Origin of the sequence: Streptomyces sp. NPDC012508 (assembly GCF_042902595.1) — a bacterium.
Lineage (GTDB): Bacteria > Actinomycetota > Actinomycetes > Streptomycetales > Streptomycetaceae > Streptomyces.
The window spans coordinates 638,007-662,055 of sequence record NZ_JBIBEO010000004.1; the positions used below are offsets into that span (position 1 = coordinate 638,007).

24 protein-coding genes are annotated in these 24,049 nt (G+C 72.5%); 14 read left to right on the forward strand and 10 right to left on the reverse strand.

Annotated elements, in window-relative coordinates; all coding sequences use genetic code 11:
- Window positions 1–30: 30 nt before the first annotated feature.
- The 5 genes from folK to ACFY8U_RS17290 form a co-directional block, all read right to left on the reverse strand.
- Window positions 31–630 carry a 2-amino-4-hydroxy-6-hydroxymethyldihydropteridine diphosphokinase gene (gene folK / locus ACFY8U_RS17270; RefSeq protein WP_389570794.1) on the reverse strand — a complete coding sequence of 200 codons (600 nt, stop codon included), beginning with the start codon at window positions 628–630 and terminating at the stop codon, window positions 31–33.
- Window positions 627–986: a dihydroneopterin aldolase gene (gene folB / locus ACFY8U_RS17275; protein WP_389570796.1), complete on the reverse strand. Its 360-nt coding sequence runs from the start codon at window positions 984–986 to the stop codon at window positions 627–629. The genes folK and folB overlap by 4 nt, the downstream gene beginning before the upstream one ends.
- A gap of 202 nt (window positions 987–1,188) precedes the next feature.
- Window positions 1,189–1,647 carry a nuclear transport factor 2 family protein gene (locus ACFY8U_RS17280; protein ID WP_361604315.1) on the reverse strand — a complete coding sequence of 153 codons (459 nt, stop codon included), beginning with the start codon at window positions 1,645–1,647 and terminating at the stop codon, window positions 1,189–1,191.
- Complete coding sequence (gene folP / locus ACFY8U_RS17285) at window positions 1,644–2,504, reverse strand: dihydropteroate synthase (protein ID WP_389570799.1); 861 nt, start codon at window positions 2,502–2,504, stop codon at window positions 1,644–1,646. Before folP ends, ACFY8U_RS17280 begins: the two co-directional genes overlap by 4 nt.
- An 89-nt stretch (window positions 2,505–2,593) precedes the next feature.
- Window positions 2,594–4,435, reverse strand: coding sequence for a phosphatidylglycerol lysyltransferase domain-containing protein (locus tag ACFY8U_RS17290; RefSeq protein WP_389570802.1), 1,842 nt, complete (start codon window positions 4,433–4,435; stop codon window positions 2,594–2,596).
- A gap of 165 nt (window positions 4,436–4,600) precedes the next feature.
- Here ACFY8U_RS17290 and ACFY8U_RS17295 point away from each other — a divergent pair, with 165 nt between their 5' ends.
- On the forward strand, window positions 4,601–5,716 hold the full coding sequence (locus ACFY8U_RS17295) for an alpha/beta hydrolase (RefSeq protein WP_389570805.1): 1,116 nt from the start codon (window positions 4,601–4,603) through the stop codon (window positions 5,714–5,716).
- Here ACFY8U_RS17295 and ACFY8U_RS17300 read toward each other — a convergent pair.
- A complete protein-coding gene (locus ACFY8U_RS17300) occupies window positions 5,703–6,857 on the reverse strand; it encodes an ABC transporter ATP-binding protein (RefSeq protein ID WP_389570808.1) in 1,155 nt (384 codons plus the stop codon). The two genes, ACFY8U_RS17295 and ACFY8U_RS17300, sit on opposite strands and share 14 nt — an antisense overlap.
- Before the next feature lie 141 nt (window positions 6,858–6,998).
- Here ACFY8U_RS17300 and ACFY8U_RS17305 point away from each other — a divergent pair, with 141 nt between their 5' ends.
- The 5 genes from ACFY8U_RS17305 (at window position 6,999) to ACFY8U_RS17325 (ending at window position 11,001) form a co-directional block, all read left to right on the forward strand.
- Entirely contained in the window at window positions 6,999–7,685 is a 687-nt protein-coding gene (locus ACFY8U_RS17305; RefSeq protein ID WP_361442284.1) for an ABC transporter permease, read from the forward strand.
- 3 nt (window positions 7,686–7,688) lie between these two features.
- Window positions 7,689–8,348: an ABC transporter permease gene (locus ACFY8U_RS17310; RefSeq protein ID WP_361442287.1), complete on the forward strand. Its 660-nt coding sequence runs from the start codon at window positions 7,689–7,691 to the stop codon at window positions 8,346–8,348.
- 59 nt (window positions 8,349–8,407) lie between these two features.
- Window positions 8,408–9,385 carry an ABC transporter substrate-binding protein gene (locus ACFY8U_RS17315; protein WP_389570810.1) on the forward strand — a complete coding sequence of 326 codons (978 nt, stop codon included), beginning with the start codon at window positions 8,408–8,410 and terminating at the stop codon, window positions 9,383–9,385.
- 120 nt (window positions 9,386–9,505) lie between these two features.
- Window positions 9,506–10,507 carry a hypothetical protein gene (locus ACFY8U_RS17320; protein WP_389570812.1) on the forward strand — a complete coding sequence of 334 codons (1,002 nt, stop codon included), beginning with the start codon at window positions 9,506–9,508 and terminating at the stop codon, window positions 10,505–10,507.
- Window positions 10,504–11,001, forward strand: coding sequence for a GNAT family N-acetyltransferase (locus ACFY8U_RS17325; protein WP_389570814.1), 498 nt, complete (start codon window positions 10,504–10,506; stop codon window positions 10,999–11,001). The genes ACFY8U_RS17320 and ACFY8U_RS17325 overlap by 4 nt, the downstream gene beginning before the upstream one ends.
- Here the strand turns inward: ACFY8U_RS17325 and ACFY8U_RS17330 are convergent, their stop codons facing one another.
- Together ACFY8U_RS17330 and ACFY8U_RS17335 are read right to left on the reverse strand one after the other, a co-directional pair.
- Window positions 11,002–12,144, reverse strand: coding sequence for an NADH-quinone oxidoreductase subunit D (locus ACFY8U_RS17330; RefSeq protein ID WP_361604339.1), 1,143 nt, complete (start codon window positions 12,142–12,144; stop codon window positions 11,002–11,004). It lies immediately after the preceding gene.
- 161 nt (window positions 12,145–12,305) lie between these two features.
- Entirely contained in the window at window positions 12,306–13,271 is a 966-nt protein-coding gene (locus ACFY8U_RS17335; protein WP_389570816.1) for an SAM-dependent methyltransferase, read from the reverse strand.
- 97 nt (window positions 13,272–13,368) lie between these two features.
- Here ACFY8U_RS17335 and ACFY8U_RS17340 point away from each other — a divergent pair, with 97 nt between their 5' ends.
- The 3 genes from ACFY8U_RS17340 to ACFY8U_RS17350 are packed head-to-tail and all read left to right on the forward strand — an operon-like array spanning window position 13,369 to window position 15,886.
- A complete protein-coding gene (locus tag ACFY8U_RS17340; RefSeq protein WP_389570819.1) occupies window positions 13,369–14,574 on the forward strand; it encodes a sensor histidine kinase in 1,206 nt (401 codons plus the stop codon).
- 17 nt (window positions 14,575–14,591) lie between these two features.
- Window positions 14,592–15,266, forward strand: coding sequence for a response regulator transcription factor (locus tag ACFY8U_RS17345; protein WP_361442308.1), 675 nt, complete (start codon window positions 14,592–14,594; stop codon window positions 15,264–15,266).
- 5 nt (window positions 15,267–15,271) lie between these two features.
- On the forward strand, window positions 15,272–15,886 hold the full coding sequence (locus ACFY8U_RS17350; RefSeq protein WP_389570822.1) for an AAA family ATPase: 615 nt from the start codon (window positions 15,272–15,274) through the stop codon (window positions 15,884–15,886).
- A gap of 32 nt (window positions 15,887–15,918) precedes the next feature.
- Here ACFY8U_RS17350 and ACFY8U_RS17355 read toward each other — a convergent pair whose 3' ends face one another.
- Window positions 15,919–17,007 carry a DUF5937 family protein gene (locus ACFY8U_RS17355; protein WP_389570824.1) on the reverse strand — a complete coding sequence of 363 codons (1,089 nt, stop codon included), beginning with the start codon at window positions 17,005–17,007 and terminating at the stop codon, window positions 15,919–15,921.
- Between the two features lie 133 nt (window positions 17,008–17,140).
- Window positions 17,141–18,280 (reverse strand): threonine aldolase family protein, encoded by a 1,140-nt coding sequence (locus tag ACFY8U_RS17360; protein ID WP_389570826.1) that lies wholly within the window; start codon window positions 18,278–18,280, stop codon window positions 17,141–17,143.
- 123 nt (window positions 18,281–18,403) lie between these two features.
- Here ACFY8U_RS17360 and ACFY8U_RS17365 point away from each other — a divergent pair, with 123 nt between their 5' ends.
- The 5 genes from ACFY8U_RS17365 to ACFY8U_RS17385 are packed head-to-tail and all read left to right on the forward strand — an operon-like array spanning window position 18,404 to window position 23,928.
- Window positions 18,404–19,318, forward strand: coding sequence for a DUF2520 domain-containing protein (locus ACFY8U_RS17365; protein WP_361604354.1), 915 nt, complete (start codon window positions 18,404–18,406; stop codon window positions 19,316–19,318).
- A complete protein-coding gene (gene panC, locus ACFY8U_RS17370; RefSeq protein WP_361604357.1) occupies window positions 19,315–20,415 on the forward strand; it encodes a pantoate--beta-alanine ligase in 1,101 nt (366 codons plus the stop codon). The genes ACFY8U_RS17365 and panC overlap by 4 nt, the downstream gene beginning before the upstream one ends.
- Window positions 20,412–22,106, forward strand: coding sequence for an L-aspartate oxidase (locus ACFY8U_RS17375; RefSeq protein WP_389570830.1), 1,695 nt, complete (start codon window positions 20,412–20,414; stop codon window positions 22,104–22,106). Before panC ends, ACFY8U_RS17375 begins: the two co-directional genes overlap by 4 nt.
- The gene (nadC, locus tag ACFY8U_RS17380) at window positions 22,103–23,122 is read left to right on the forward strand and encodes a carboxylating nicotinate-nucleotide diphosphorylase (RefSeq protein WP_389570833.1); all 1,020 of its coding nucleotides are present in this window, start codon (window positions 22,103–22,105) and stop codon (window positions 23,120–23,122) included. The genes ACFY8U_RS17375 and nadC overlap by 4 nt, the downstream gene beginning before the upstream one ends.
- Window positions 23,122–23,928 (forward strand): type III pantothenate kinase, encoded by an 807-nt coding sequence (locus ACFY8U_RS17385; protein ID WP_361676876.1) that lies wholly within the window; start codon window positions 23,122–23,124, stop codon window positions 23,926–23,928. Before nadC ends, ACFY8U_RS17385 begins: the two co-directional genes overlap by 1 nt.
- Window positions 23,929–24,049: the final 121 nt, after the last annotated feature.

Here is a 24,049-nt window from a genome sequence, read left to right on the forward strand (position 1 = left end):
CTCGCGGTCGGTCTTGCACGAGCCTAACGACTACTCGGGCAGACGGAGTTCCAGGTCGGCGCGTGGCATGACGCCGGTCCGGCCGACCATGGCGAGCAGGTCGGCGACCGTGCCGTGTCCGGGGAGCTGGGCGTCGGGGTCGACGTCGTGCCAGGGGGCGAGGACGAAGGCGCGCTGGTGGGCGCGGGGGTGGGGGAGGGTGAGGACGGGGTCGTCGGAGACCACGTCGGCGTACGCGACGATGTCGACGTCGATGGTGCGGGCGCCCCAGCGCTCCTCGCGGACCCGGTGGAAGGCTTCCTCGACGGCGTGCGCGCGCTCCAGGAGGGAGCTGGGCGGCAGGGTGGTCTTCACGAGGGCGACCGCGTTGAGGTAGGAGGGCTGGCTGCCGGGGTCGACGCCCCAGGGCTCCGTCTCGTAGACGGGGGAGACGGCCTTGACCCGGAGGCCGGGGGTGTCTTCGAGGGCGTCGACGGCGCCCTGGAGGGTCTCCAGGCGGTTGCCGAGGTTGGCGCCGAGGGCGATGACGGCCCACTTGGGGTTGGAGAGGGTCACGTCGGCGGCGTCGACCGTCTCGACGACGGAGGCCGGTACGGGCTGCACGGTGGGGTCGCTGTGCGTGGCTTTCATACTCGGCTCCGGGTGATGGTGATGGTCACGTCGTCGAAGGGGACCGTGATCGGTGCGTCCGGCTTGTGGACGACGACCTCGACCTCCTGGACGCCGGTGTGCTTGAGGCACTGCTCGGCGATCCGTTCGGCGAGGGTCTCGATCAGGTCCACGGGCTCGCCCTGGACGACGTCGACGACCTCTTCCGCGACGACGCCGTAGTGGACGGTCTTCGTCAGGTCGTCGTCGGCGGCCGCGGGGCGGGTGTCCAGGCCGAGGACGAGGTCGACGATGAAGGTCTGGCCTTCCTCGCGTTCCTTGGGGAAGACGCCGTGGTGTCCTCGGGCCTTGAGGCCGCGCAGCGCGACACGATCCACGCGAATCACTCCTGCTGTCGTAGTTCTTGTGGCCACGCAGCCGGGTGCGGACGGCCGGGTGTCCGATTCGAATCTACCTGCGAGCACCGACAGCGCTTGCCCATGGGGGTTCGGGGCGGCGGCCACAGGTGCTGGGAGCGGCCCCTACCCAGAGGGCCGGATTCCAATCCCCTGCGTCACCCGATCGGTCCCGGGATCCCGGTCAGGGGCTGGGTTCCTCGTCTTCTTCGTCGTCCGTTTCGGTGAGGACGGGAGAGCCGTGGTGGGACCAGATCTTCCAGCCTTCGAATGTGCGGCGGAACACATTGGTGGCGACGACGAGCTGGCCGACGAGGGGGCCGAGTTCGGCGCCGTCCTCGGCGGGGCCGCCGCTGAGGATGTTCTCTGTGCAGGTGACGACGGCCACGTCGCCGGCGAGGGAGACCTTGACGTCGGTGAGGAAGAACTGGATGTACTCGGTGTTCGCCATGATCAGCGCGTACGAGCGGAGGACCTCGCCGCGTCCGGAGAGGACGGGCCAGCCGGGGTGGACGCAGCTGATGGGGGTGGCGCCGTCGTCGAGCCAGAGGGTGGAGATCTCCTCGAAGTCGCCGCGTTCCATGGCCTCGTAGAAGGCGGTGTTGGCGGCCTCGACCGCTGCGGTGTCGGTCTGGTGGGTCACCGGGCTCCTTCGACGGCTCTGGCGACTCGGACGGCGTCGGCGGTGGCTCTGACCTCGTGGACGCGGACGGCCCAGGCGCCGTCGTGGGCGGCGATGGCGGAGACGGCGGCGGTGGCGGCGTCGCGTTCGCGGGCGGGGGGCGGGGTGGCGCCGTCGCGGGTGAGGACGTGGCCGAGGAAGCGCTTGCGCGAGGCGGCGACGAGCAGGGGGCGGCCGAGGGCGCGCAGTTCGGGGAGGTGGGCGACGAGGGCGAGGTCGTGGGGGGCGAGCTTGGCGAAGCCGAGGCCGGGGTCGATGACGATGCGCTCGGGCGGGATGCCGCCTTCGACGACGGCCTCCATGCGGTGGCGCAGTTCGGTGAGGACTTCGCCGACGACGTCGTCGTAGACGGCGAGGCTGTTCATGTCCTGGCTGAAGCCGCGCCAGTGCATGACGACGAAGGGGACCTCGGCGGCGGCGACGGCGGGGACCATGTCGGGGTCGGCGAGGCCGCCGCTGACGTCGTTGACGAGGGTGGCGCCCGCTGCGACGGCGGCTCGGGCGACGGAGGCGCGCATGGTGTCGACGGAGACGGTGACGCCTTCGGAGGCGAGGCCGCGGACGACGGGGACGACGCGGCGGAGTTCTTCCTCCTCGTCGACGCGGCTGGCGCCGGGGCGGGTGGATTCGCCGCCGACGTCGACGAGGTCGGCGCCTTCGGCGACGAGGTGGAGCCCGTGCTTGACGGCGGCGGTGGTGTCGAACCAGCGGCCACCGTCGGAGAAGGAGTCAGGCGTCACGTTGACGACGCCCATGACCGCGCAGCGGTCCCACTCCGGCAGGCCCAAGGGCGTGCCCCGACCGATCGACGTACTCATATGCCCAGCGTAGGGCCCGGGGCGTCGGTCGGGCCCCGCGGACCTGTCGGGATGGCCGGGTGGGGACCCCTGGGTGGGGCCGCGCGGGGTCACGCGGCGCTGATCTCCCGGTCGGTCCGGGGGGTGACGATGTGGGCGCAGGGGCGGGGTTCTGCGGCGGCCCTGCGGCGGGCGAAGGGGCGGGGGAGCTGGAGGTTCACGAAGCCTTCGGCCTGCATGGCGGCGAAGCCGATGCGGGGCAGGTCGCGGCTCTTGCGGTAGACGACGAAGCGGGGTTCCCAGCGGGGCCGGAACTTGGCGTTGAACTTGTACAGGGATTCGATCTGGAACCAGCGGGAGAGGAAGACGAGCAGTCCGCGCCAGAGCCTGAGGACGGGGCCGGCGCCGATCTTCTCGCCGCGGGCGAGGGCGGCGCGGAACATGGCGAAGTTGAGGGAGACGCGTTCGATGCCGAGGCGTGGGGAGTCCTGGAGGGCGGCGACGATGAGGAGCTCGTTCATGCCGGGGTCGGCGGAGCGGTCGCGGCGCATCAGCTCCAGGGACATCCCGTCGGGGCCCCAGGGGACGAAGTGGATGATTGCCTTCAGGTCGCCGTACGGGGAGGGGGAGCCGTCTTCGTCGATCTTGTGGGCGGTCGCTATGACGGCGTCTCCGTCGCCGGGGTCGCCGATGCGGCCCAGTGCCATGGAGAAGCCGCGTTCGGTGTCGGTGCCGCGCCAGTCGGCGGCGGCGCGGCGGACGCGGGCGAGTTCGCCGTCGCTGAGGTCACGGACGCGGCGGACCTTGGTGGTGTAGCCGTTGCGTTCGATCCGCTTCACCATCTGGCGCACGTTGCGCATGGCGCGCCCGGAGAGGGAGAAATCCGCGACATCCACCACCGCCTCGTCGCCGAGTTCGAGGGCGTCGAGTCCGGTCTCGCGGGTCCAGACCTCGCCGCCGGTCTCGGAGCAGCCCATGACGGCGGGGGTCCAGGAGTGGGCCTGGGCTTCGTCCATGAAGCGGTCGATGGCGCCGGGCCAGGCTTCGACGTCGCCGATGGGGTCGCCGCTGGCGAGCATGACGCCGGAGACGACGCGGTAGCAGACGGCGGCCTTGCCGCTGGGGGAGAAGACGACGCCCTTGTCGCGGCGGAGGGCGAAGTGGCCCAGGGAGTCGCGGCCGCCGTGCTTGTCGAGGAGGGCGCGGAGCCGGGTCTCGTCGTCCTCCGTGAGCCGGGCGGCGGGGTGTTCGGGGCGGAAGGCGAGGTAGATGGTGGTGAGGGCGGTGAGCATGCCGAGGGCGCCGAGGGAGTAGCCGACGGTCCAGTCGGCGCCGCCGGTGTAGCCGACGGGGCCTTCGAAGCCGAAGAGTCCGTACAGGACGTGTTCGAGGCGGTCGGTGAGGCTGGGGCTGCCGATGACGCGGCGCGGGTGGGCGCTGACGATGACGAGGCCGAGGAGGATCGACCCGGCGCCCATGAGGACGAAGTTGGCGACCGCTTTCCAGCGGCTGCGGGGGTCGGGCAGGGCGGCGAACTGGTTGCGGTGGCGCAGCAGCAGGGCGAGCAGCGCGAGGGAGAGCAGGACGCCGACGACGGAGTGGCGCCAGACGAACTGGGCGACGGCACCGAGCGGCAGCAGGACGACGGCGGCGCGCCAGGCGCGGCGCTTGTGGCGCTTGAGGCCGTGGGCGAGGAGCAGGAGCAGGACGCCGGCGCTGAGGGAGAGGGCCGCGGAGAGCGGTCCGAGGGTGCCGGGCAGGACTTCGGCGAGGGCGTGCATCCGGCTGGCCCGGAAGCGCGGGAAGACGCCCGCGGCGATGTCGATCAGGCCGATGAGGGTGCAGGCCGTTCCGACGAGTGAGGGGACCTTCTCGGGGCGTGGTCCGCTCAGAATCCGGCGTACTCGAACCGGAACCAATCCTGATTTGTCCCCATCTACCGTGACAGACATCGCTTCCCGTGCTTCCCGTGGCTCCGCGAAAGATTCGTTCTCCGGTGGCCGCGCGGTGGTCAGGGGCGGGCCGTTCCGGAGGTTTTGCGCTTTCTAGGACGGCGGTGCGGGGGAGCGGGTTCATTCAGCCACAGGAAATTCTCAGGAAGAGGGCTCGGGCGTCTCATGGGTCTCACCAGCAACAAGGTTCTGGCGCTGGCCGTCGTGCTGGCGGTGGTGCTGTTCGCGGCCACGGTCTGGCTGTGGCCACGGCTGGCCCGGGGTGGGGTGAAGGCTGTGCTCGGCAGGATCGGGCTGCTGCTCGCCACGCAGCTGGCGCTGTTCGCCTCGGTGGGGCTCGCGGCGAACAACTCCTTCCTCTTCTACGGGTCGTGGGCCGATCTCCTGGGGCAGGAGCAGGACATGGGCGTGGTGGTCGACCACTCGGCCGGCTCGAAGGACGTCAAGGTGGTCGGGAAGCAGGCGCTGGACGTGCCCGGCGCGTCCCGGCCCTCGGTCGGGGGCCAGATCCAGAAGGTCGTGATCACGGGCCGGAAGTCGGGCATCGACTCGCCGGCGTACGTGTATCTGCCGCCGGAGTACTTCCAGAAGGAGTACGCGGCGAGCACGTTCCCGGCCTCGGTGGTGCTGACCGGCTACCCGGGTACGGCGGAGAACCTGCTCAAGGGGCTGAAGTACCCGAAGACGGCCTTCACGCAGGTCAAGGAGAAGAAGATGCGGCCGATGATCCTGGTGATGCTGCGGCCGACCGTGGCGCCGCCGCGGGACACGGAGTGCGTGAACGTGCCGGGCGGGCCGCAGACCGAGACCTTCTTCGCCGAGGACCTGCCGAAGGCGGTATCGGAGACGTACCGCGTGGGGACGAAGGCGCGGAACTGGGGGTTCATGGGGAACTCGACGGGCGGCTACTGCGCGCTGAAGATCGCGCTGCACCACCCGGACCGGTTCGCGGCGGGCGCGGGCTTCTCGGCGTACTACAGGGCGGCCGAGGACGTGACGACGGGCGATCTGTTCCACGGTGACGACAAGGCGCGCAAGCGGGCGGACCTGCTGTGGAGCCTGGACCGTCTGCCGCAGGGGGCGTCGTCGTCGTTCCTGGTGACGACGTCGAAGCAGGGCGAGGGGAACCTGCGCGGGACGCTCGACTTCATCAAGAAGGTGAAGGCCCCGGCGCGGGTCTCCTCGATCACGCTGGAGAGCGGCGGGCACAACTTCAACACCTGGAACCGGGAGATCCCGCCGGGCCTGGTCTGGATGAGCGGCCGGCTCAGCGCGAACTGAGCTGCTTGGAGGACCCGGGGGACTCCGGCGACTCGGGCGGCTTGGGCGATTCCGGGGACCCGTCGGCCGCCGGGGAGGCCGCGCGCAGGGCGCGGTGGATGGCGGACGGGGTGAGTACGCCGGCGTACCGGCCGCCTTCGGAGGGGTCGGTGACGGGGATCCAGCCGGTGTCGTTCTGCAGGAGCGCGGCCAGTGCCTCCCGGAGGGTGGCGCCGAGCGGGACCGGCTCGGGGGCCGGGCGGGTGCGGCCGGGATCGTCCGCGGACACCCAGCCGGTGACGCGGCCGTCGGTGTCGAGGACGACGGACCAGGGGGCGCCGGAGGCGGGGGTGCCGGGCGCGGTCTCGCCGGCGCGCAGGACCGGGACGTCCTCCAGGGCGGCGGTGTCCACCGCGGTGACCGAGAGCCGCTTCAGGCCGCGGTCCGCGCCGACGAAGTCGGCGACGTAGGGGGTCGCGGGGGCGCCGAGGACGGTGGCCGGGGTGTCGAACTGCTCGATCGTGCCCTGTCCGTAGACGGCGATACGGTCGCCGAGCCGGACGGCCTCCTCCAGGTCGTGGGTGACGAGCAGGACGGTCTTGCGGACCTGCGACTGGAGGCGGAGGAACTCGTTCTGGAGGTGCTCGCGCACCACCGGGTCCACGGCGCCGAACGGCTCGTCCATGAGCAGCACCGGCGGGTCCGCGGCGAGCGCGCGGGCGACGCCGACGCGCTGGCGCTGTCCGCCGGAGAGCTGTTCGGGGTAGCGGCCGCCGTAGACCTTCGGGTCGAGGCCGACCAGGTCGAGGAGTTCGGCGGCGCGGGCGCGGGCCCGGGCGCGCGGGGCGCCGAGGAGATGCGGGACGGTCGCGGTGTTGTCCAGGACCGTGCGGTGCGGGAAGAGGCCGACCTGCTGGATGACGTAGCCGATCCGGCGGCGCAGCTGGACCGGGTCGATCGCGGATATGTCCTGGCCGTCGAGGAGGACGCGGCCCTCGGTCGGCTCGATGAGCCGGTTCACCATCTTCATCGTGGTGGTCTTGCCGCAGCCGGACGGGCCGACGAGCGTGACCAGTTCACCCTCGGCGACCTCGAAGGAGAGGTCGTCGACGGCGGTGGTGCCGTCCGCGTACCGCTTGGTCACATGCTCGAACCGGATCATGTTCACCATTCTGACGCGTGCGGGACGGGTGCGTGTGAAGGGCGTGTTGCCGCCCTGTGGCGGTCCTCGGCGATTGTCGGTGCCGGGGGTTAGGGTCGACCAGACACGTGTTCGGCAACGCGGCGATCGGGGGGAGGGTACATGAGCGCGGCGAACTGTCTGGTGACGAACGACTGGATCTGCGGGGAGTATCTGCGCACCCGTAGCGAGGAGTTGACCGACGCGCTGCTCCAGCATGTGGGGATCACGGCCGCCTCGGTGCTCATCGGTGTCGCGGTCGCCTTCCCGCTGGCGCTGCTCGTGCGGGCGCGGCCCCGGTTCGCCGGACCGGTGCTCGGCCTGACGACGCTGCTCTACACGATCCCGTCGCTGGCGATGTTCTCGCTGCTCCTGCCGCTCTTCGGGCTCTCCGCGGCGCTGGTCGTGACGGGCCTTGTGCTGTATTCGCTGACGATTCTCGTACGGAACATGGTGGCCGGTCTGGACGCGGTGCCCGCCGAGGCGCGGGAGGCGGCGCGGGGCATGGGGTACGGCTCGGCGCGGATGCTGTGGGAGGTCGAGCTGCCGCTGGCGCTGCCCGCGTTGATGGCCGGAATACGGATGGCGACGGTCTCCACGGTCGCGCTCACGACGGTCGGCTCGATCGTCGGGCGAGGCGGTCTGGGCAACCTCATCGAGGACGCGCTGCCGACGTTCTTCAAGGCGCAGGTGCTCGCCGCCTCGGTGCTGTGCGTCCTGCTCGCGGTGGTCGCGGATCTGCTGCTCCTCGGCGTGCAGCGACTGCTCACGCCGTGGGCCCGCATACGGACGGCGCCGGGGGGCGAGTGAGACATGGGGATCATCTCGGACGCCTGGAGCTGGCTGGCGACCGGCGCCAACTGGGCGGGTGACGGCGGGGTGTGGCACCGCCTCGGTGAGCACGTGTACGTCAGCGGGGTCGCGCTGCTGCTGGCCTGTGCCGTCGCGCTGCCGCTGGGTCTCGGGCTCGGTCACGTCGGCCGGGGAGGTGCGCTCGCGGTCAACATCTCCAACGTGGGCCGGGCGATACCGGTCTTCGCGGTGCTGGCCCTCTTCATGGTGTCGCCGCTGCGCAACGCCGGCTATGTCCCCACGGTGATCGCGCTGGTGCTCTTCGCGGTGCCGCCCCTGCTCACCAACGCGTACGTGGGGATGCGCGAGGTCGACCGGGCGGTGGTCGAGGCCGCGCGGGGGATGGGCATGTCGGGCGGGCAGGTCTTCGTGAAGGTCGAACTGCCGCTCGCCCGGCCGCTGATCATGACGGGGTTGCGCTCGGCCGCCGTGCAGGTGGTCGCCACGGCGACCATCGCGGCGATGGTCGGCCAGGGGGGCCTCGGCCGGATCATCACCGCCGGGTTCAACACGTACGACACCCCGCAGGTCGTCGCGGGCGCCCTGCTCGTGGCCCTGCTCGCCCTCGTCGTGGAGCTGGTGCTCGTGGGGGCGGACCGACTGCTCGGACGGCGCGCCTGAGAACCGCCGGAACCGCTTGTGACGACGGAACGACGACTAGAGCTACTAGGAGTGATCTCGTGAGCAGGACCTCGCGTATCGCGGGTGCGGTACTGGGTACGGCGGCGCTGACCGTCTCGCTCGTCGCGTGCGGCGGCGACAGCCTTGAGGAGGGCAAGGCGGGCGGCAGCGGCGGCGCGTCCGGTTCGGCGAAGGGCAGGCTCGTCGTGGGCGCGGCCGCGTTCACCGAGTCAAAGGTGCTCGCGGAGCTCTACGCGCAGGTGCTGAACGACGCCGGATACTCGGCGACCGTCACGACGGTGAAGAACCGCGAGCTGTACGAACCGTCCCTGGAGAAGGGCGAGATCGACGTCGTACCGGAATACGCGGCGACGATCGCGGAATTCCTCAACGCGAAGGTGAACGGCCCGAAGGCGCCCGAGGAGAAGCCGGTCGCTTCCGGCGACGCGGCCGCCACGGTGGAGGCACTGAAGAAGCTCGCGGAGCCCCGTGGACTGAAGGTCCTCGCGGTCGGCGAGGCCGTCGACCAGAACGCGTTCGCGGTGTCGAAGGAATTCGCCGAGAAGAACAAGCTGAAGACGCTTTCGGATCTCGGCGCGGCCAAGCTGAAGGTGAAGATCGCGGCCGGCGACGAATGCGAGATACGGCCGTTCTGCGCCCCGGGTCTGAAGAAGACCTACGGGATCGACGTGACCGGTATCGACCCCAAGGGCGTCGGCACCCCGCAGTCCAAGCAGGCGGTCAAGGACGGCGTGGACCAGCTGGTGCTGACCACCACGACGGACGCGACGATCGAGAGCTTCGGACTGGTCTTCCTCGACGACGACAAGAAGCTGCAGAACGCCGACAATGTGCTGCCGGTGGTCAATGCCAAGGACGCCGGTTCGCCCGAGATCGCGGCCGCACTCGACAAGATCACAAAGGTCCTCACCACGGCCGATCTCGCCGAACTGAACCGCAAGGTGGACGCCGAGCGGGCGAAGCCCGAGGACGTGGCGAAGGCCTATCTGGAGTCGAAGGGCCTGGTCAGCAAGTAAGCACCGGGTAAGGGGAGTCGGCCCGGTCGATACCGGGGCTCGGTCACGGCGACGAGAAGTGGCCAAGAGATTGCCGGGCCGACACCCCATACGGCGCCTACGCACGGTAAATTTCAGGCCATGCCACGTGGACGCCACCGCCATTCACCTCCCCTGCACAAGCTTCTGCCGCCCTCCGCGGTGGCCGGAGCGTCGGCCGTCTGTGCCGCGGGCGCCTGGCTGCTCGCCGATCCCGTGGCCCTGCGGCTGCTCGTGGCCGCCGCCGCGGCGGCCGCGGTCACCGGTGGCGTCATCATGCGCAGTTGGGACCGGAGTGCCGGACGCCAGGTCGCCGAGCTGACCCGGGCCCGTACCGCGGACCAGTGGAAGACCGAGGAGCGCATAGCCGAGCTCGAGGCCGACCTGGACGAGTCCCGCGAGCTGCGGGCCAAGCTCGACGCCAAACTGCGCGCCAAGCGGGTCGAACTCGCCGGACTGCGCGGTGAGCACGCGGCGCTGCTGCGCCGGTACGCCAACGCCGAGACCGAGCGGGCCAGCGCCCTCGAAGGCCGCAGGCAGCTCGCCCTCGAGGCGACCACGCCGGCCAAGGAGCTGCCGGCCGCCGGCTCCACGCCGACCCCGGCCGCCTACCGCCAGGCCGCCGATGCCCTGCGCAACCTGTCCCGCAACGCAGCCGCGCAGGAGGCCCGCCGAACGGCGGAGGCCGCCCGCAGCCGCGATCTCGCCGAACGCGCCCGTGAGACGGAGGAGCCGCAGGGGAAGCACGCGGCGGCCGCCGGGAGCGAGCAGCACGCTCGACCGTCGACCGCCGTCGTCCCCGCGCCCTCCGCCCTGCCCGCGGTCCGCGCCGTCCCGGCCGCGAGCGCCATAGTCCCCTACGCCGGCCGACGCGCCATGCGCCCCGAGGGAGGCTTCGACTTCTTCGGGACGCAGAAGGAGGCGGCCGCCATCGAGGCCGTCCAGGACGCCGACCTCGCGGACGTGGTGGGCGAGGAGGTCCTCGCGGCGGTCGCGCGCCGTACGCCCGAGCAGCGGGCGATCGGCAACGTCATCGACCTGACCGCGCACGACGAGACCGAGCAGATCGACGTGGCGGAGCTGCGCGGCGCCGTCGGCTCGTGACCATCAGGGCGCTCGCCGCGGAGGAAGTGACGGCGCTGCGGGACGAGTTGATCGCCCTGTGCGCGCAGGCGTTCTGCGGCCCGCCCTGGCACGAACCCCCGCGCGGGGCGGTGCGGACGGTGGACCGGCTGCTCGGCCGGGTGTCCGTCGGGCAGCGTGGCTTCCGCTGCGTCGCCGCGTACGACCCGGAGGGCGCCCTGACCGGGTTCGCGGCCGGCTGGCGTGACACCGCGCTCTCCGGCGGGCCGGAGGCGTTCGAACTCGCCGAGCTCGTCGTCGCCCCCGCCCACCAGGGCCAGGGCCTCGGCCGCGCCCTGCACGACAGCCTTCTCGCGCAGGCCCCCGCGCCCCGCCTGCTGCTGACGCTCGACGTGCCCGAGCTGCGCGACCGCTACGAGGGCTGGGGCTGGCGCGTGGTGGAGCACCGGCGCCCGGAGAAGGACCGGAGACAGTTCGTAGTCATGGGCGAGGACGACCGGCCGCCCGGCGGCTGACTACTTGTCGATGTCGCCGACGACGAAGAAGAGCGAGCCCAGGATCGCCACCATGTCGGCGACGAGTGTGCCCGGCAGCAGCTCGGTCAGCGCCTGGATGTTGTTGAACGACGCCGAGCGCAGCTTGAGCCGGTACGGCGTCTTCTCGCCCTTGGAGACGAGGTAGTAGCCGTTGATCCCGAGCGGGTTCTCGGTCCAGGCGTACGTGTGACCTTCCGGCGCCTTGAGCACCTTGGGGAGCCGCTGGTTGATCGGCCCCGGCGGCAGCTCCCCGAGCCGGTCGAGGCAGGCGTCGGCGAGATCCAGGGAGTTGTGGGTCTGGTCGAGGAGGCACTCGAATCGGGCGAGGCAGTCGCCCTCCTCGCGCGTGACGACCTGGAGCGTGTCCTGGAGTTCCCCGTAGGCCAGATACGGCTCGTCACGGCGCAGGTCGAAGTCGACACCGGAGGCGCGGGCGATGGGCCCGGAGACGCCGTAGGCGTGCGCCGTCTCCGCCGTCAGGACACCGACGCCCCGCGTACGGCCCCGGAAGATCTCGTTGCCGACGACCAGTTTGTCGTACACGTCCATACGGGAGCGCACGTCGGCGACGGCCGCCCGCGCCCGTCCGAGCCACCCGGCGGGGAGGTCCTCCTTGAGCCCGCCGACCCGGTTGAACATGTAGTGCATCCGGCCGCCGGAGACCTCCTCCATCACGGCCTGGAGCTCCTCGCGCTCCCGGAACGCGTAGAAGACCGGGGTGATACCACCCAGTTCGAGGGGGTACGACCCGAGGAACATCAGGTGGTTGAGCACCCGGTTCAACTCGGCGAGCAGCGTCCGCGTCCAGACGGCGCGCTCGGGGACCTCCATGCCGAGCATGCGCTCGACGGCCATGACGACACCGAGCTCGTTGGAGAAGGCGGAGAGCCAGTCGTGACGGTTGGCGAGCATGACGATCTGGCGGTAGTCGCGCGCCTCGAAGAGCTTCTCGGCGCCGCGGTGCATGTACCCGATGACCGGCTCGGCCCGCTGGATGACCTCGCCGTCCAGAACCAGCCGCAGGCGGAGCACGCCATGGGTCGAGGGATGCTGCGGCCCGATGTTCAGCACCATGTCGGTGCTCTCCGCCGCCCCGCCGATTCCGACCGTCGTCTCCGTCATGGGGCCCAGTATCCCCTGCCCCTCGATCGTCGTGGGCAACTGTTCCGCAGGGCGGTCCCCCACCGCCCCAGGACCGTCCCCCACCGCCCCGGGACCGTCCCCCACCGCCCCGGGACCGTCCCCCACCGCCCCGGGACCGTCCCCCACCCGGGGACCCTCGCCTACCGCCCCGGGACGCTCCGCGTCAGCCACAGGAAGTCGCCGAGCCCACCGCGCGCGGTCAGCTCGGCCGCCTCGCCCGCGGCGCCGAGCGCCCGCACGTACGCGCCCGGGTCGCTGGACGCCAGAGCGAGCGGCGGCCGATCACCACGAACGCCGAGGCCCCGCAGCGCCTCCCGCTGGGTCACCAGCTCTCCGCCGGCCGAGGCGACCGCGTCCATCGCCACATGCGCCGTGACATCGCACGATCCGTCCGGCACCACCGCCACCTCCCGCCCCGCCCGGAACCCGGTCAGCGTCCCGAACGGCGGCCTGGACTCCCGTACATGCCCGTAGTCCACCGTCACGGCCGTCCCTGCCGCCAGCGAGCCGACCGCCGCCGCCCACGCCTCGTCCCGCGTCCGCCCGATCTCGGCCCGCTCACCGGGCTCCGTGAGCGGCCACCACCGCTCCAGCCACTCCGCGTCCGGGCCCTCGACGGGCCGCCCCAGCCGCTCCGCCCCGTCGGCGGCCCGCACCTCGACGTACCGCGCGACCCCCTCCTCGTCGACGCTCGCGACGTCGACCGGCACGTTGTCGAGCCACTCGTTCGCGAAGAGCAGCCCCCGGATGCCCTCCGGTACCCGGTCCGTCCACTCCACCCGCCCGTCGAGCCCCGCCGGCCGGTCCGCGCGCTCGACGCCGTACGCCCGTACCGAAAGCCCCACCGGTACGGCGGCCAGGACGCCCGACAGCAGCTCGCCGCGCCCCGCGCCCATGTCGACGAACGCGACCTCGTCCGTCCCCAGCTCCTCCGCCACCCCGGTCAGCAGCCGCGCGACGGCCCCCGCGAAGAGCGGCGAGGCGTGCACCGAGGTACGGAAGTGACCGGCCGGGCCCTCGGGGCGCAGAAAGAAGCCCCCCGGGCCGTACAGCGCCTGCTCCGTGGCCTCGCGCCACCCCTGCCACTGACACGTCTCATCCGTCACACGGTCCAGTCTCCACCTTGCGGAGTACGGCCCTCACGTCAAGGATCGACCCCACGGTTGACCCCTGCACCTATCCACCTTCCCTACGCTGGGTCACGTGCAGCGCCTCTACGACTTCATCCGCAGACACCCGACGGGCGTCGACACCTTCTGGGCCGTCGTCCTCCTCGGGTTCTCCGTGCTGTGGGTGGGCACCTCCTACCCGGCGGTCGACAACGCCGCCGCGTACGGAGTGGTCGGCGCGCTGTTCTCGGTCGTCGTCGCGCTGCGCCGCCGCGCCCCCGAGAAGATGCTGCTCCTCGCCGTCGCGCTCGGCCTCGTCCAGCTCGGCTTCGGGCTGCAGCCCTTCCTCGCGGACTTCGCCATGCTGGTGATCATCTACACCGTGGCCGCGCACGACGGACCGCGCTGGGCGTCGCGTCTCGCACTCGTCGGCGGGCTCAGCGCCGCCACGCTCTCCATGCTGAGATGGCCGACCGAGACCAGCCCGGGATCGGCTCTGGCGCATGTCTTCTTCACGGTGATCATGACCGTGCCGTTCGCCCTCGCCTGGGTGCTCGGCGACTCCGTGCGCACCCGCCGCGCCTACTTCGCGCAGCTGGAGGAGCGCGCCTCCCGTCTGGAGAAGGAGCGCGAGGCGCAGGCCAAGGTCGCCGTCGCCGCCGAGCGCGCCCGGATCGCCCGCGAGCTGCACGACGTCGTCGCCCACAACGTCTCCGTGATGGTCGTCCAGGCCGACGGCGCCGCCTACGTCCTGGACTCCTCCCCGGAGACGGCCAAGCAGGCCCTGGAGACGATCTCCTCGACCGGCCGGCAGGCGCTGGCCGAGATGCGCCGGCTGCTCGGCATCCTGCGCACGGGCGAGCACCAGGAGGCGGGGGAGTACGTGCCCCAGCCGGACGTCGAGCAGATCGAGGACCTGGTCGAGCAGGTCCGCGGGGCCGGGCTGACCGTGGACTTCCGGATCGAGGGCACGCCGCGTCCGCTGCCCAGCGGCGTCGAGCTCACGGCGTACCGGATCGTGCAGGAGGCCCTCACCAACACGCGCAAGCACGGCGGCCCGGACGTCGGGGCCAGCGTCCGGCTGGTGTACTTCGACGACGGTCTCGGGCTGCTCGTCGAGGACGACGGGCGGGGCGCGACCCACGAGATGTACGAGGACGGGGGCGCCGACGGCCGCGGCCACGGCCTGATCGGCATGCGGGAGCGGGTCGGCATGGTCGGCGGCACCCTGGACGCGGGACCGCGCCCCGGGGGCGGCTTCCGTATCAGCGCCCTGCTCCCCCTGAAGCCCGCCCACTGACGATCCGAAGGAACCACATGTCCATTCGCGTGATGCTCGTCGACGACCAGGTGCTGCTGCGCACCGGATTCCGTATGGTGCTCGCCGCCCAGCCGGACATGGAGGTCGTGGCCGAAGCGGGCGACGGTGTGGAGGCGCTGGAGGTGCTGCGCTCCACGGCCGTGGACGTGGTGCTGATGGACGTACGGATGCCCAAGCTCGACGGGGTCGAGACGACCCGCCGGATCTGCGGGGAACCGGGGGCGCCCAAGGTGCTGATCCTGACCACGTTCGACCTGGACGAGTACGCCTTCTCCGGGCTGAAGGCGGGCGCGAGCGGCTTCATGCTGAAGGACGTGCCGCCGGCCGAACTGCTCGGCGCGATCCGCTCCGTGCACAGCGGCGACGCGGTGGTGGCTCCGTCCACGACGCGCCGGCTCCTCGACCGTTTCTCGCCGATGCTGCCGTCCTCGGGCCGCGAGCCGCAGCACAAGGAGCTCGACCGGCTCACCGACCGGGAGCGCGAGGTGATGCTCCTGGTCGCCCAGGGCCTGTCGAACGGCGAGATCGCGGCCCGGCTGGTGCTGTCGGAGGCGACGGTGAAGACGCACGTCGGCCGCATCCTGACCAAGCTGGGCCTGCGGGACCGTGTGCAGGTGGTCGTCCTCGCGTACGAGACGGGCCTGGTGCGGGCGGGCGGCGGAACGGTCTGAGACCCGTGACGCTGCTGTGGATCAACGGCCCGTTCGGCGGGGGGAAGACGCAGACGGCGTACGAGCTGCGGCGGCGGCTGCCGGGCAGCGTGGTGTGCGATCCGGAGCATGTCGGCTTCGGCCTCCACCGCACGCTGCCGCCGGCCCTCAGAGGTGACTTCCAGGACCTCGCCGCCTGGCGGCAGGGCGTCCACGAGGTACTCGACCTGGCGCTGCGGGAGCACACCGGCGGGCCGGTGATCGTGCCGATGACGCTCGTGGAACCGGCGTACTTCGAGGAGGTCGTCGGGCGGCTGCGCGAGGCCCACGGCGCGGACCGGGTGCGTCATTTCACGCTGCTCGCGGAGCGGGAGACGGTCCTGAAGCGGCTGACGGAGCGGGGACTCGGGCGCGGTCCGAAGCGGGAGAGTTTCGCGGTGGCCAGGCTCGACCTGTGTCTGGAGCGACTGGGCGGGCCGGAGTTCGCGCACCACATCCGTACGGACCGGCTGACGGTTCCGCAGGTCGCGGACGAGGTGGCGCGCACGGCGGGGCTGCGGCTCGTACCGAACACGGACGGGCCGGTGCGGCACCGGCTGCGGCGGCTTCGGGTGGGGCTCGCCCACCTCCGCTTCGACTGAGGTTTCCGGGCCCCCTGCCCGGTGTGGTCGCGTCAGCGCAGGACGGCTTCGAGGAAGTCGCTGCCCAGGCGGGCGACGACCGTCACGTCGAGCTGGTGCAGGACGTAGCGGCCGCGGCGCTGGGTGGTGAGCAGTCCCGCCTTCTTCAGGACGGCGAGGTGCCGTGAGATCTCCGGAGCGCTGACGCCGTACGCGTCGGCCAGTTCGCTCGTCGTGTACGAGGCGCGGGCGAGGTTGCGGCACATCCGCATCCGCATGGGGTGGGCGACGGCCTCCAGGCGGAGCTTGACCGTCTCCACGGGGGCGGTGCCGGCCAGTTCGCGGGTGGAGACGGGGTACTGGATCACCGGCTGCCAGCCGCGTGCGTGCAGGGCGATGAGGTGCGGCCGGCCGAAGGCGGTCGGCAGGAAGGTGAGCGCCGAGCCCTCGGTGTGCGTACGGCCGTGGACCAGCTTGTCGATGACGATCCGCGAGCCCTGGGCGTCCTGTTCCAGGCTCATCGCCCCGGAGACGGCGGCCACGGCGTCGGCGAGACCCTTGCGGCGCAGGAGTTCGGTCTTGTGCCGGGCGTCGGCGGCGAGCTGGAGCCGGACGCGACGCCAGGTGTCGGCGAAGAACGCGTCGTCGCAGTCCTCCAGGAGCCTGCGGATCCACGCGCGCGTGCCGGTGGGATCGGCGAGCATCCGCTCCACGAACGCGTACTGCCGTGGGCCGCGCGCGGCGGCCAGGTCGAGCGCGCGGCGGCGGGAGTGGGGGTCGACGAGCGGGGAGGGCAGGCCGTCCGCGTACTGCGTGCTGCACGAGATCTCCAGCGCCGCCCCCACGTACCTCTCGTCGTCCATCCGGTCGAGGTCGTCGAGCTCCTCGGCGAGCGTCTCGCGCGGCTGGGGCGGCAGCAGGAAGTCGGACCGGGTGGACCGCCACATGAAGTCGGCCTCGTGGAGCCGGTCGGCGAGCTCGGGCTTGAGCGCGGCGGTGGTGGTCGTGGCCCAGCCGTGCAGCCCGGGGTGGTGCCCGGGCTCGGACAGCGCGTGCAGCGCGGCGCCGAGCTCGGCCAGCGGCGAGGGGCCGAACGAGATGCGCTCGTACGGCAGTCCGGTGATGTCGATGGTCAGGCTCACCCCCCTATGGTGCGGGGCGGCCCGGGGGCGGTGTCGCGCCGTTTGACGGCGCCCGTCAATCGGCGCGATCACGGAGCCCGCCGGTGCCCGGAAAGCGGCGGCGGCTCGGCGCGGGTGGAGCCCCTGCGGGGGATCACGCCACGTGCGACAGGAACTCCCGTACCGCCTCGCGGACATCCTTCTCCGTCCACCGCAGACCCGGTTCCGTCACGGTCACCTCGGTCACGGCCACGCCTGGCGGGCCGCCGGGGCCCGGGGCGCTCCAGCGGCGGAAGAGGACCGTGTCCGTCGCCTCGGTGAGGGCCAGGGAAGCGGCCGTGAGGACCTCGGGGTCGTACGGCAGCCAGACCTGGAACTGGTGGGTGTGGGGCGGGTCGGGGTGCACCCGGAACCACGGCACGCCCGCCTCCTCGAACCCCGCCCGGAGTCCTGCCGCCACCACGCGCGCGTGCGTCACGTACGACGGCAGCTTCGGCAGCTCCCGCTCCAGGCCCCGCAGCGCCGAGACCGCCGCCGGGTACTGCTGGAAGACCTGGCCGCCGTACCGGTGCCGCCACACCCGGGCCTCCTCCATCACGTCCTCCGGGCCGGCCAGCGCGGCACCCGAGAGACCGCCCAGGGACTTGTAGAACGACACGTACACGCTGTCCGCGAGCCCCGCGATCTCCCGCAGCCCGCGCCCGAAGTGCGGGGCGCACTCCCACAGCCGCGCGCCGTCGACGTGCACCACTGCGTCCCGCTCCCGGGCCGCCTCCACGACCGCCACCAGGTCCTCCCAGGCCGGCAGCACGAACCCGGCGTCCCGCAGCGGCAGCTCCAGCATCAGCGTCCCGAACGGCTCCGGGTGCTCCCGTACCTCCTCGGCCGTCGGAAGCCTCGGGCCGTCCGACGGATGGACCGTGCGCAGCCCGCTCACCGCCGCGAGCGCGCCGCCCTCGTGGACCTCGGGGTGGGCGAGCGGGTGCAGGGCGACGACAGGGTTTCCGGTCCGGCCCGCCCAGCAGCGGAGCGCCACCTGCTGGGCCATCGTCCCGGTCGGGAAGAACACGGCGGCCGGGAAGCCGAGTTCCTCGGCGACCCGCTGCTCGACCAGCTCGACCGGCCCGTCCCCGTACATGTCGAGGGGGCCGCCGTCGCCCTCCGCCGCCCCCGCCCAGTCGGCCAGCTCCCGCAGACGCTCCCCGACCGTGCCCTCGACCGGCGAGTGCCACAGCGCACGCCGCGCACCGCCCCACACCTTCGTCCGGCGCAGCCGTGCTTCCGTTTCGTCCATGGGCCGATCATCACACCCCACCCACACCCTGTGGACAGTCACGGAGGAGCGCGAAACGCTGGCGTAGCATGACCAGAAATCGTCCGGTACCCCCCGCGGACTGGAACGGAAGGCCGTTGCCGCGTGAACCAACCAGCAGAACCCCGAGCGGAAGACCGTCCCGCGCGACTTGCCGTCGGAGTCGTCGGAGCCGGCCGGGTGGGACCCGCCCTCGCCGCCGCCCTCCAGCTCGCGGGACACCGCCCCGTCGCCGTCTCCGCGGTCTCCGACGCCTCCGTGCGGCGGGCCGGGACGCTGCTCCCGGACGTACCGATCGTGCCGCCGGCGGAGGTGCTCGCCCGCGCCGAGCTGGTGCTGCTGACCGTTCCCGACGACGCCCTGCCCGGCCTGGTCGAGGGCCTCGCCGAGACCGGGGCCGTGCGGCCGGGGCAGCTGCTCGTGCACACCTCCGGGCGGTACGGCGTGAAGGTCCTGGACCCCGCCCGCCGCGCCGGTGCGCTGCCGCTCGCCCTGCACCCCGCCATGACGTTCACCGGCAGCTCCGTCGACGTCCAGCGCCTGGCCGGCTGCTCCTTCGGCGTGACCGCGCCCGACGAGCTGCGACTGGCCGCCGAGGCCCTGGTCATCGAGATGGGCGGCGAGCCCGAGTGGATCGCCGAGGAGGCCCGCCCGCTCTACCACGCGGCCCTCGCCCTGGGCGCGAACCACCTGGTCACCCTGGTCGCGCAGTCCATGGACCTGCTCCGTACGGCCGGGGTCGCCGCCCCCGACCGGATGCTCGGACCGCTCCTGGGCGCCGCTCTGGACAACGCCCTGCGTTCCGGCGACGGGGCCCTCACCGGCCCCGTGGCGCGCGGGGACGCGGGCACGGTCGCCGCGCACGTCGCCGAGCTGCGCAAGCACGCGCCCGGCACCGTCGCCGGTTATCTGGCGATGGCCCGCACGACCGCCGACCGGGCGCTCGCGCACGGCCTGCTCAAGCCCGAGCTGGCCGAGGATCTGCTGGGCGTGCTCGCCGACGGGGAGACCAACCGATGACATCGACGACCTTCGCCCTGGTCCGCACGGCGGCCGAACTCCAGGCGCTCGCCGCCGCCCACGCGCCTGTGTCGCCCGCACCCGCGGCTGCCTCCCCCGCGTCCGGCGCCCCGGCGTCCGCCGCCCCCGGCGTGGCCGGAAACCGTCGTACCGCCGTCGTCATGACCATGGGCGCGCTCCACGAGGGCCACGCCACCCTCGTCCGTACCGCCCGCGAGTACGTCGGACCCGACGGCTTCGTCGTCGTCACCGTCTTCGTCAACCCGCTCCAGTTCGGCGCGGGCGAGGACCTCGACCGCTACCCCCGCACGCTGGAGGCCGACCTGAAGACGGCCGAGGGGGCCGGAGCCGACGCCGTCTTCGCGCCCTCCGTCGACGAGGTCTACCCCGGCGGGGAGCCCCAGGTCCGGATCAGCGCCGGCCCCATGGGCGAGCGCCTCGAAGGCGCCTCGCGGCCCGGCCACTTCGACGGCATGCTCACGGTCGTCGCCAAGCTGCTCCATCTCACCCGCCCCGACCTGGCCTTCTTCGGCCAGAAGGACGCCCAGCAGCTGGCCCTGATCCGCCGGATGGCCCGCGATCTGAACTTCCCCGCGGAGATCGTCGGCGTCCCGACGGTCCGCGAGGCAGACGGTCTCGCGCTGTCCAGCCGCAACCGCTATCTCTCCGACGGCGAGCGCCGCACCGCCCTCGCCCTCTCCCGGGCCCTGTTCGCCGCGGGCGACCGGCTGGCCGCCCAGTACGCGCTCCGCGCGCGGGCCGCCTCCCTGCCCGCTTCCCAGGGCCGTGCGGAGACCCGCGCGGAGGCGCTCTCCCGGCTCGGCGAGGCCCGCGCCGCGGCCGACGCCCACGCGGTCGCCCAGGCGTCCGAGTGCGGCGGCGCCGACGCCGTACGGGCCGCGGCCCGTACCGTCCTCGACGAGGCGGCGAAGGCCGAGCCGCCGCTCGTCCTCGACTACCTCGCCCTGGTCGACCCGGCCGACTTCACCGAGGTCGGCGACGGCCACGACGGCGACGCGATCCTCGCCGTCGCCGCACGCGTGGGCAGCACGCGACTGATCGACAACATCCCGCTGACCTTCGGAGCCACCAAGTGACCGGAATACGGCTGCACGCGCCCGCGCCGGGCTGGTCCATCGACGCCGATGTCGTCGTGGTCGGCTCCGGTGTCGCGGGCCTGACGGCGGCCCTGCGCTGCACCGCCGCCGGACTGCGTACGGTCGTCGTCACCAAGGCCCGCCTGGACGACGGCTCCACCCGCTGGGCGCAGGGCGGCATCGCCGCCGCGCTGGGCGAGGGCGACACCCCCGAGCAGCACCTCGACGACACCCTCGTCGCCGGCGCCGGGCTCTGCGACACGGAGGCCGTCCGGCTCCTGGTCACCGAGGGCCCCGACGCGGTCCGTCGGCTGATCGCCACCGGCGCCGACTTCGACAAGACCGCCGACGGCAAGATCGCCCTGACCCGCGAGGGCGGCCACCACCGCCGCCGGATCGCCCACGCCGGCGGCGACGCCACCGGCCTGGAGATTTCCCGCGCCCTCGTGGAGGCGATACGGGACGGCGGGCTGCGCACCATCGAGCACGCCCTCGTCCTGGACCTCCTCAAGGACGCCGAGGGGCGTACGGCGGGTGTGACCCTGCACGTCATGGGCGAGGGCCAGCACGACGGCGTCGGCGCCGTCCACGCCCCCGCCGTGGTCCTCGCCACCGGGGGCATGGGCCAGGTCTTCTCGGCCACCACCAACCCGGCCGTCTCCACCGGCGACGGCGTCGCGCTCGCCCTGCGCGCCGGGGCCGAGGTCTCCGACCTCGAGTTCGTCCAGTTCCACCCGACGGTGCTCTTCCTCGGCTCCGACTCCGAGGGCCAGCAGCCGCTGGTCTCCGAGGCGGTGCGGGGCGAGGGCGCCCATCTCGTCGACGCCGACGGGGTCCGGTTCATGGTCGGCCAGCACGAGCTGGCCGAGCTCGCCCCCCGCGACATCGTCGCCAAGGCGATCATGCGCCGGATGCAGGAGCGGGGCGCGGAGCACATGTACCTGGACGCCCGGCACTTCGGCGCGGAGATGTGGGAGACCAGGTTCCCCACGATCCTCGCCGCCTGCCGGGCCCACGGCATCGATCCGGTCACCGAGCCGATCCCGGTGGCCCCAGCGGCCCACTACGCCTCCGGCGGCGTCCGCACCGACCTGACGGGCCGGACCACCGTCCCGGGCCTCTACGCGTGCGGTGAGGTCGCGTGCACGGGTGTGCACGGAGCCAACCGACTGGCGTCGAACTCGCTGCTGGAGGGCCTGGTCTTCGCCGAGCGGATCGCCGAGGACATCGCCACCCGCGGCCCGCACCGCGAGGGCCTGCCCGTCGCGCCCGCGACCCCCTCCGTGCTGCCGCTGCTCGCGCCCGAGACCCGGGTCGGAATCCAGCGGATCATGAGCGCGGACGCCGGGGTGCTGCGGTCCGCCGAGAGCCTCGGGGACGCCGCCGACGCGCTGGAGGCGCTCAGCCTCTCGGCGGCGGAGGACCACCTGGGCAAGACGGCCGAGCCGGGCGTCGAGTCCTGGGAGACGACGAACCTCCTGTGCGTCGCCCGGGTGCTGGTCGCCGCCGCCCTGGAGCGCCGGGAGACCCGTGGCTGCCACTGGCGTGAGGACCACCCCGAGCGCGACGAGGACTGGCGGCGCCATCTGATCGTGCGCCTCACCCCGGACCGGCGGCTCGTGGTCCGCCGTACCGCCACCGCAGACTTTCCGCCCGTAACCGCCGACGCAACCAGGGAGCCGCAGTCGTGAGCACGCCCGAAGAAGCACGTCCGCAGCCCGTGGACGTTCCCCTGATCCAGATCAGCGCCCCGTCCGAGGAGGCGGGCGGCTGCGGTGACGGCTGCGGCTGCGCCGACGGCGACGAGGTCTACGAGTGCGGGCTCGACCCCGCGCTCGCGCAGCTGCTCGCCGACGCCGGGCTCGACCCGGTCCAGGTCGAGGACATCGCCCACCTGGCGATCGAGGAGGACCTCGACGGCGGCGTGGACGTGACGACCGTCGCGACCGTCCCCGAGGACGCGGTCGCCACCGCCGACTTCACCGCCCGCGAGGCGGGTGTGGTGGCCGGTCTGCGGGTCGCCGAGGCGGTGCTCTCCATCGTCTGTACCGAGACCTTCGAGGTCGAGCGGCACGTCGAGGACGGCGAGCGCGTCGAGGCGGGCCAGAAGCTCCTGAGCGTCACCACCCGCACCCGTGACCTGCTCACCGGCGAGCGCAGCGCGCTGAACATCCTGTGCCGTCTCTCCGGCATCGCCACCGCCACGCGTGCGTGGGCGGACGTCCTGGAGGGCACCAGGGCCCGCGTCCGGGACACCCGCAAGACCACGCCGGGGCTTCGCGCCCTGGAGAAGTACGCGGTGCGCTGCGGCGGTGGCGTCAACCACCGCATGTCGCTGTCGGACGCGGCGCTGGTGAAGGACAACCACGTGGTCGCGGCCGGCGGCGTGGCGCAGGCCTTCAAGGCCGTGCGGGAGCTGTTCCCGGACGTGCCGATCGAGGTCGAGGTCGACACGCTGCACCAGGTCCGTGAGGTCCTGGACGCGGGCGCCGACCTGATCCTGCTGGACAACTTCACCCCCCTGGAGACCGAGGAGGCCGTCGCGCTGGTCGCCGGCCGCGCGGTCCTGGAGTCCTCCGGCCGCCTCACGCTGGAGAACGCGGCGGCCTACGCGGCGACGGGCGTGGACTACCTCGCGGTCGGGGGGCTCACGCACTCCTCCCCGATCCTCGACATCGGCCTCGACCTGCGCGAGGTGCGGGCCTGATGCTGCTCACCATCGACGTCGGCAACACGCACACGGTCCTCGGTCTCTTCGACGGGGACGAGATCGTCGAGCACTGGCGTATCTCGACCGACCCGCGTCGCACCGCCGACGAGATGGCGGTCCTGCTCCAGGGCCTCATGGGCATGCACCCGCTGCTGGGCGTCGAGCTGAGCGACGGCATCGAGGGCATCGCGATCTGTGCGACGGTCCCCTCGGTGCTGCACGAGCTGCGCGAGGTGACCCGGCGGTACTACGGCGACGTCCCGGCCGTTCTCGTCGAGCCGGGCGTCAAGACGGGCGTCCCGATCCTCACGGACAACCCGAAGGAGGTCGGCGCGGACCGCATCATCAACGCGGTCGCGGCGGTCGAGCTCTACGGCGGGCCGGCGATCGTGGTCGACTTCGGCACGGCGACGACGTACGACGCGATCACCGCGCGCGGTGAGTACGCGGGCGGGGCGATCGCGCCCGGCATCGAGATCTCGGTCGAGGCGCTGGGCGTCCGGGGCGCCCAGCTCCGCAAGATCGAGCTCGCCCGCCCGCGCAGCGTGATCGGCAAGAACACGGTCGAGGCGATGCAGTCGGGCATCGTCTTCGGCTTCGCCGGTCAGGTCGACGGTGTGGTGGCCCGGATGAAGCGCGAGCTGGTCGGCCGCGACGGCGACCCGTCGGCCGTGACGGTGATCGCCACCGGCGGCCTGGCCCCGATGGTGCTCGGCGAGTCCACCCAGATCGACGAGCACGAGCCGTGGCTGACGCTGATCGGCCTGCGCCTGGTGTACGAACGCAACGTCTCGCGCATGTAGCGCGACGGGTCTCGCGTGGGCGGCGCCGGAGCGGGCCGGGCGCCGCCACACCGAGCTGATCGGTAAACGAAATTTGTCCGATTAGCGCGTATTGTCACCTCATGCCCACGCCATACGGATC

Bases quoted from the DNA above. Each gene is read 5' to 3' on its own strand.
- ACFY8U_RS17320 (WP_389570812.1), top strand. From the start codon at position 9,506: ATGCCACGTGGACGCCACCGCCATTCACCTCCCCTGCACAAGCTTCTG.
- ACFY8U_RS17300 (WP_389570808.1), bottom strand. From the start codon at position 6,857: ATGATCCGGTTCGAGCATGTGACCAAGCGGTACGCGGACGGCACCACC.
- ACFY8U_RS17305 (WP_361442284.1), top strand. From the start codon at position 6,999: ATGAGCGCGGCGAACTGTCTGGTGACGAACGACTGGATCTGCGGGGAG.
- ACFY8U_RS17345 (WP_361442308.1), top strand. From the start codon at position 14,592: ATGTCCATTCGCGTGATGCTCGTCGACGACCAGGTGCTGCTGCGCACC.
- ACFY8U_RS17360 (WP_389570826.1), bottom strand. From the start codon at position 18,280: ATGGACGAAACGGAAGCACGGCTGCGCCGGACGAAGGTGTGGGGCGGT.
- ACFY8U_RS17385 (WP_361676876.1), top strand. From the start codon at position 23,122: ATGCTGCTCACCATCGACGTCGGCAACACGCACACGGTCCTCGGTCTC.
- ACFY8U_RS17310 (WP_361442287.1), top strand. From the start codon at position 7,689: ATGGGGATCATCTCGGACGCCTGGAGCTGGCTGGCGACCGGCGCCAAC.
- folK (WP_389570794.1), bottom strand. From the start codon at position 630: ATGAAAGCCACGCACAGCGACCCCACCGTGCAGCCCGTACCGGCCTCC.
- folP (WP_389570799.1), bottom strand. From the start codon at position 2,504: ATGAGTACGTCGATCGGTCGGGGCACGCCCTTGGGCCTGCCGGAGTGG.
- ACFY8U_RS17295 (WP_389570805.1), top strand. From the start codon at position 4,601: ATGGGTCTCACCAGCAACAAGGTTCTGGCGCTGGCCGTCGTGCTGGCG.
- ACFY8U_RS17290 (WP_389570802.1), bottom strand. From the start codon at position 4,435: ATGTCTGTCACGGTAGATGGGGACAAATCAGGATTGGTTCCGGTTCGA.
- ACFY8U_RS17330 (WP_361604339.1), bottom strand. From the start codon at position 12,144: ATGACGGAGACGACGGTCGGAATCGGCGGGGCGGCGGAGAGCACCGAC.
- panC (WP_361604357.1), top strand. From the start codon at position 19,315: ATGACATCGACGACCTTCGCCCTGGTCCGCACGGCGGCCGAACTCCAG.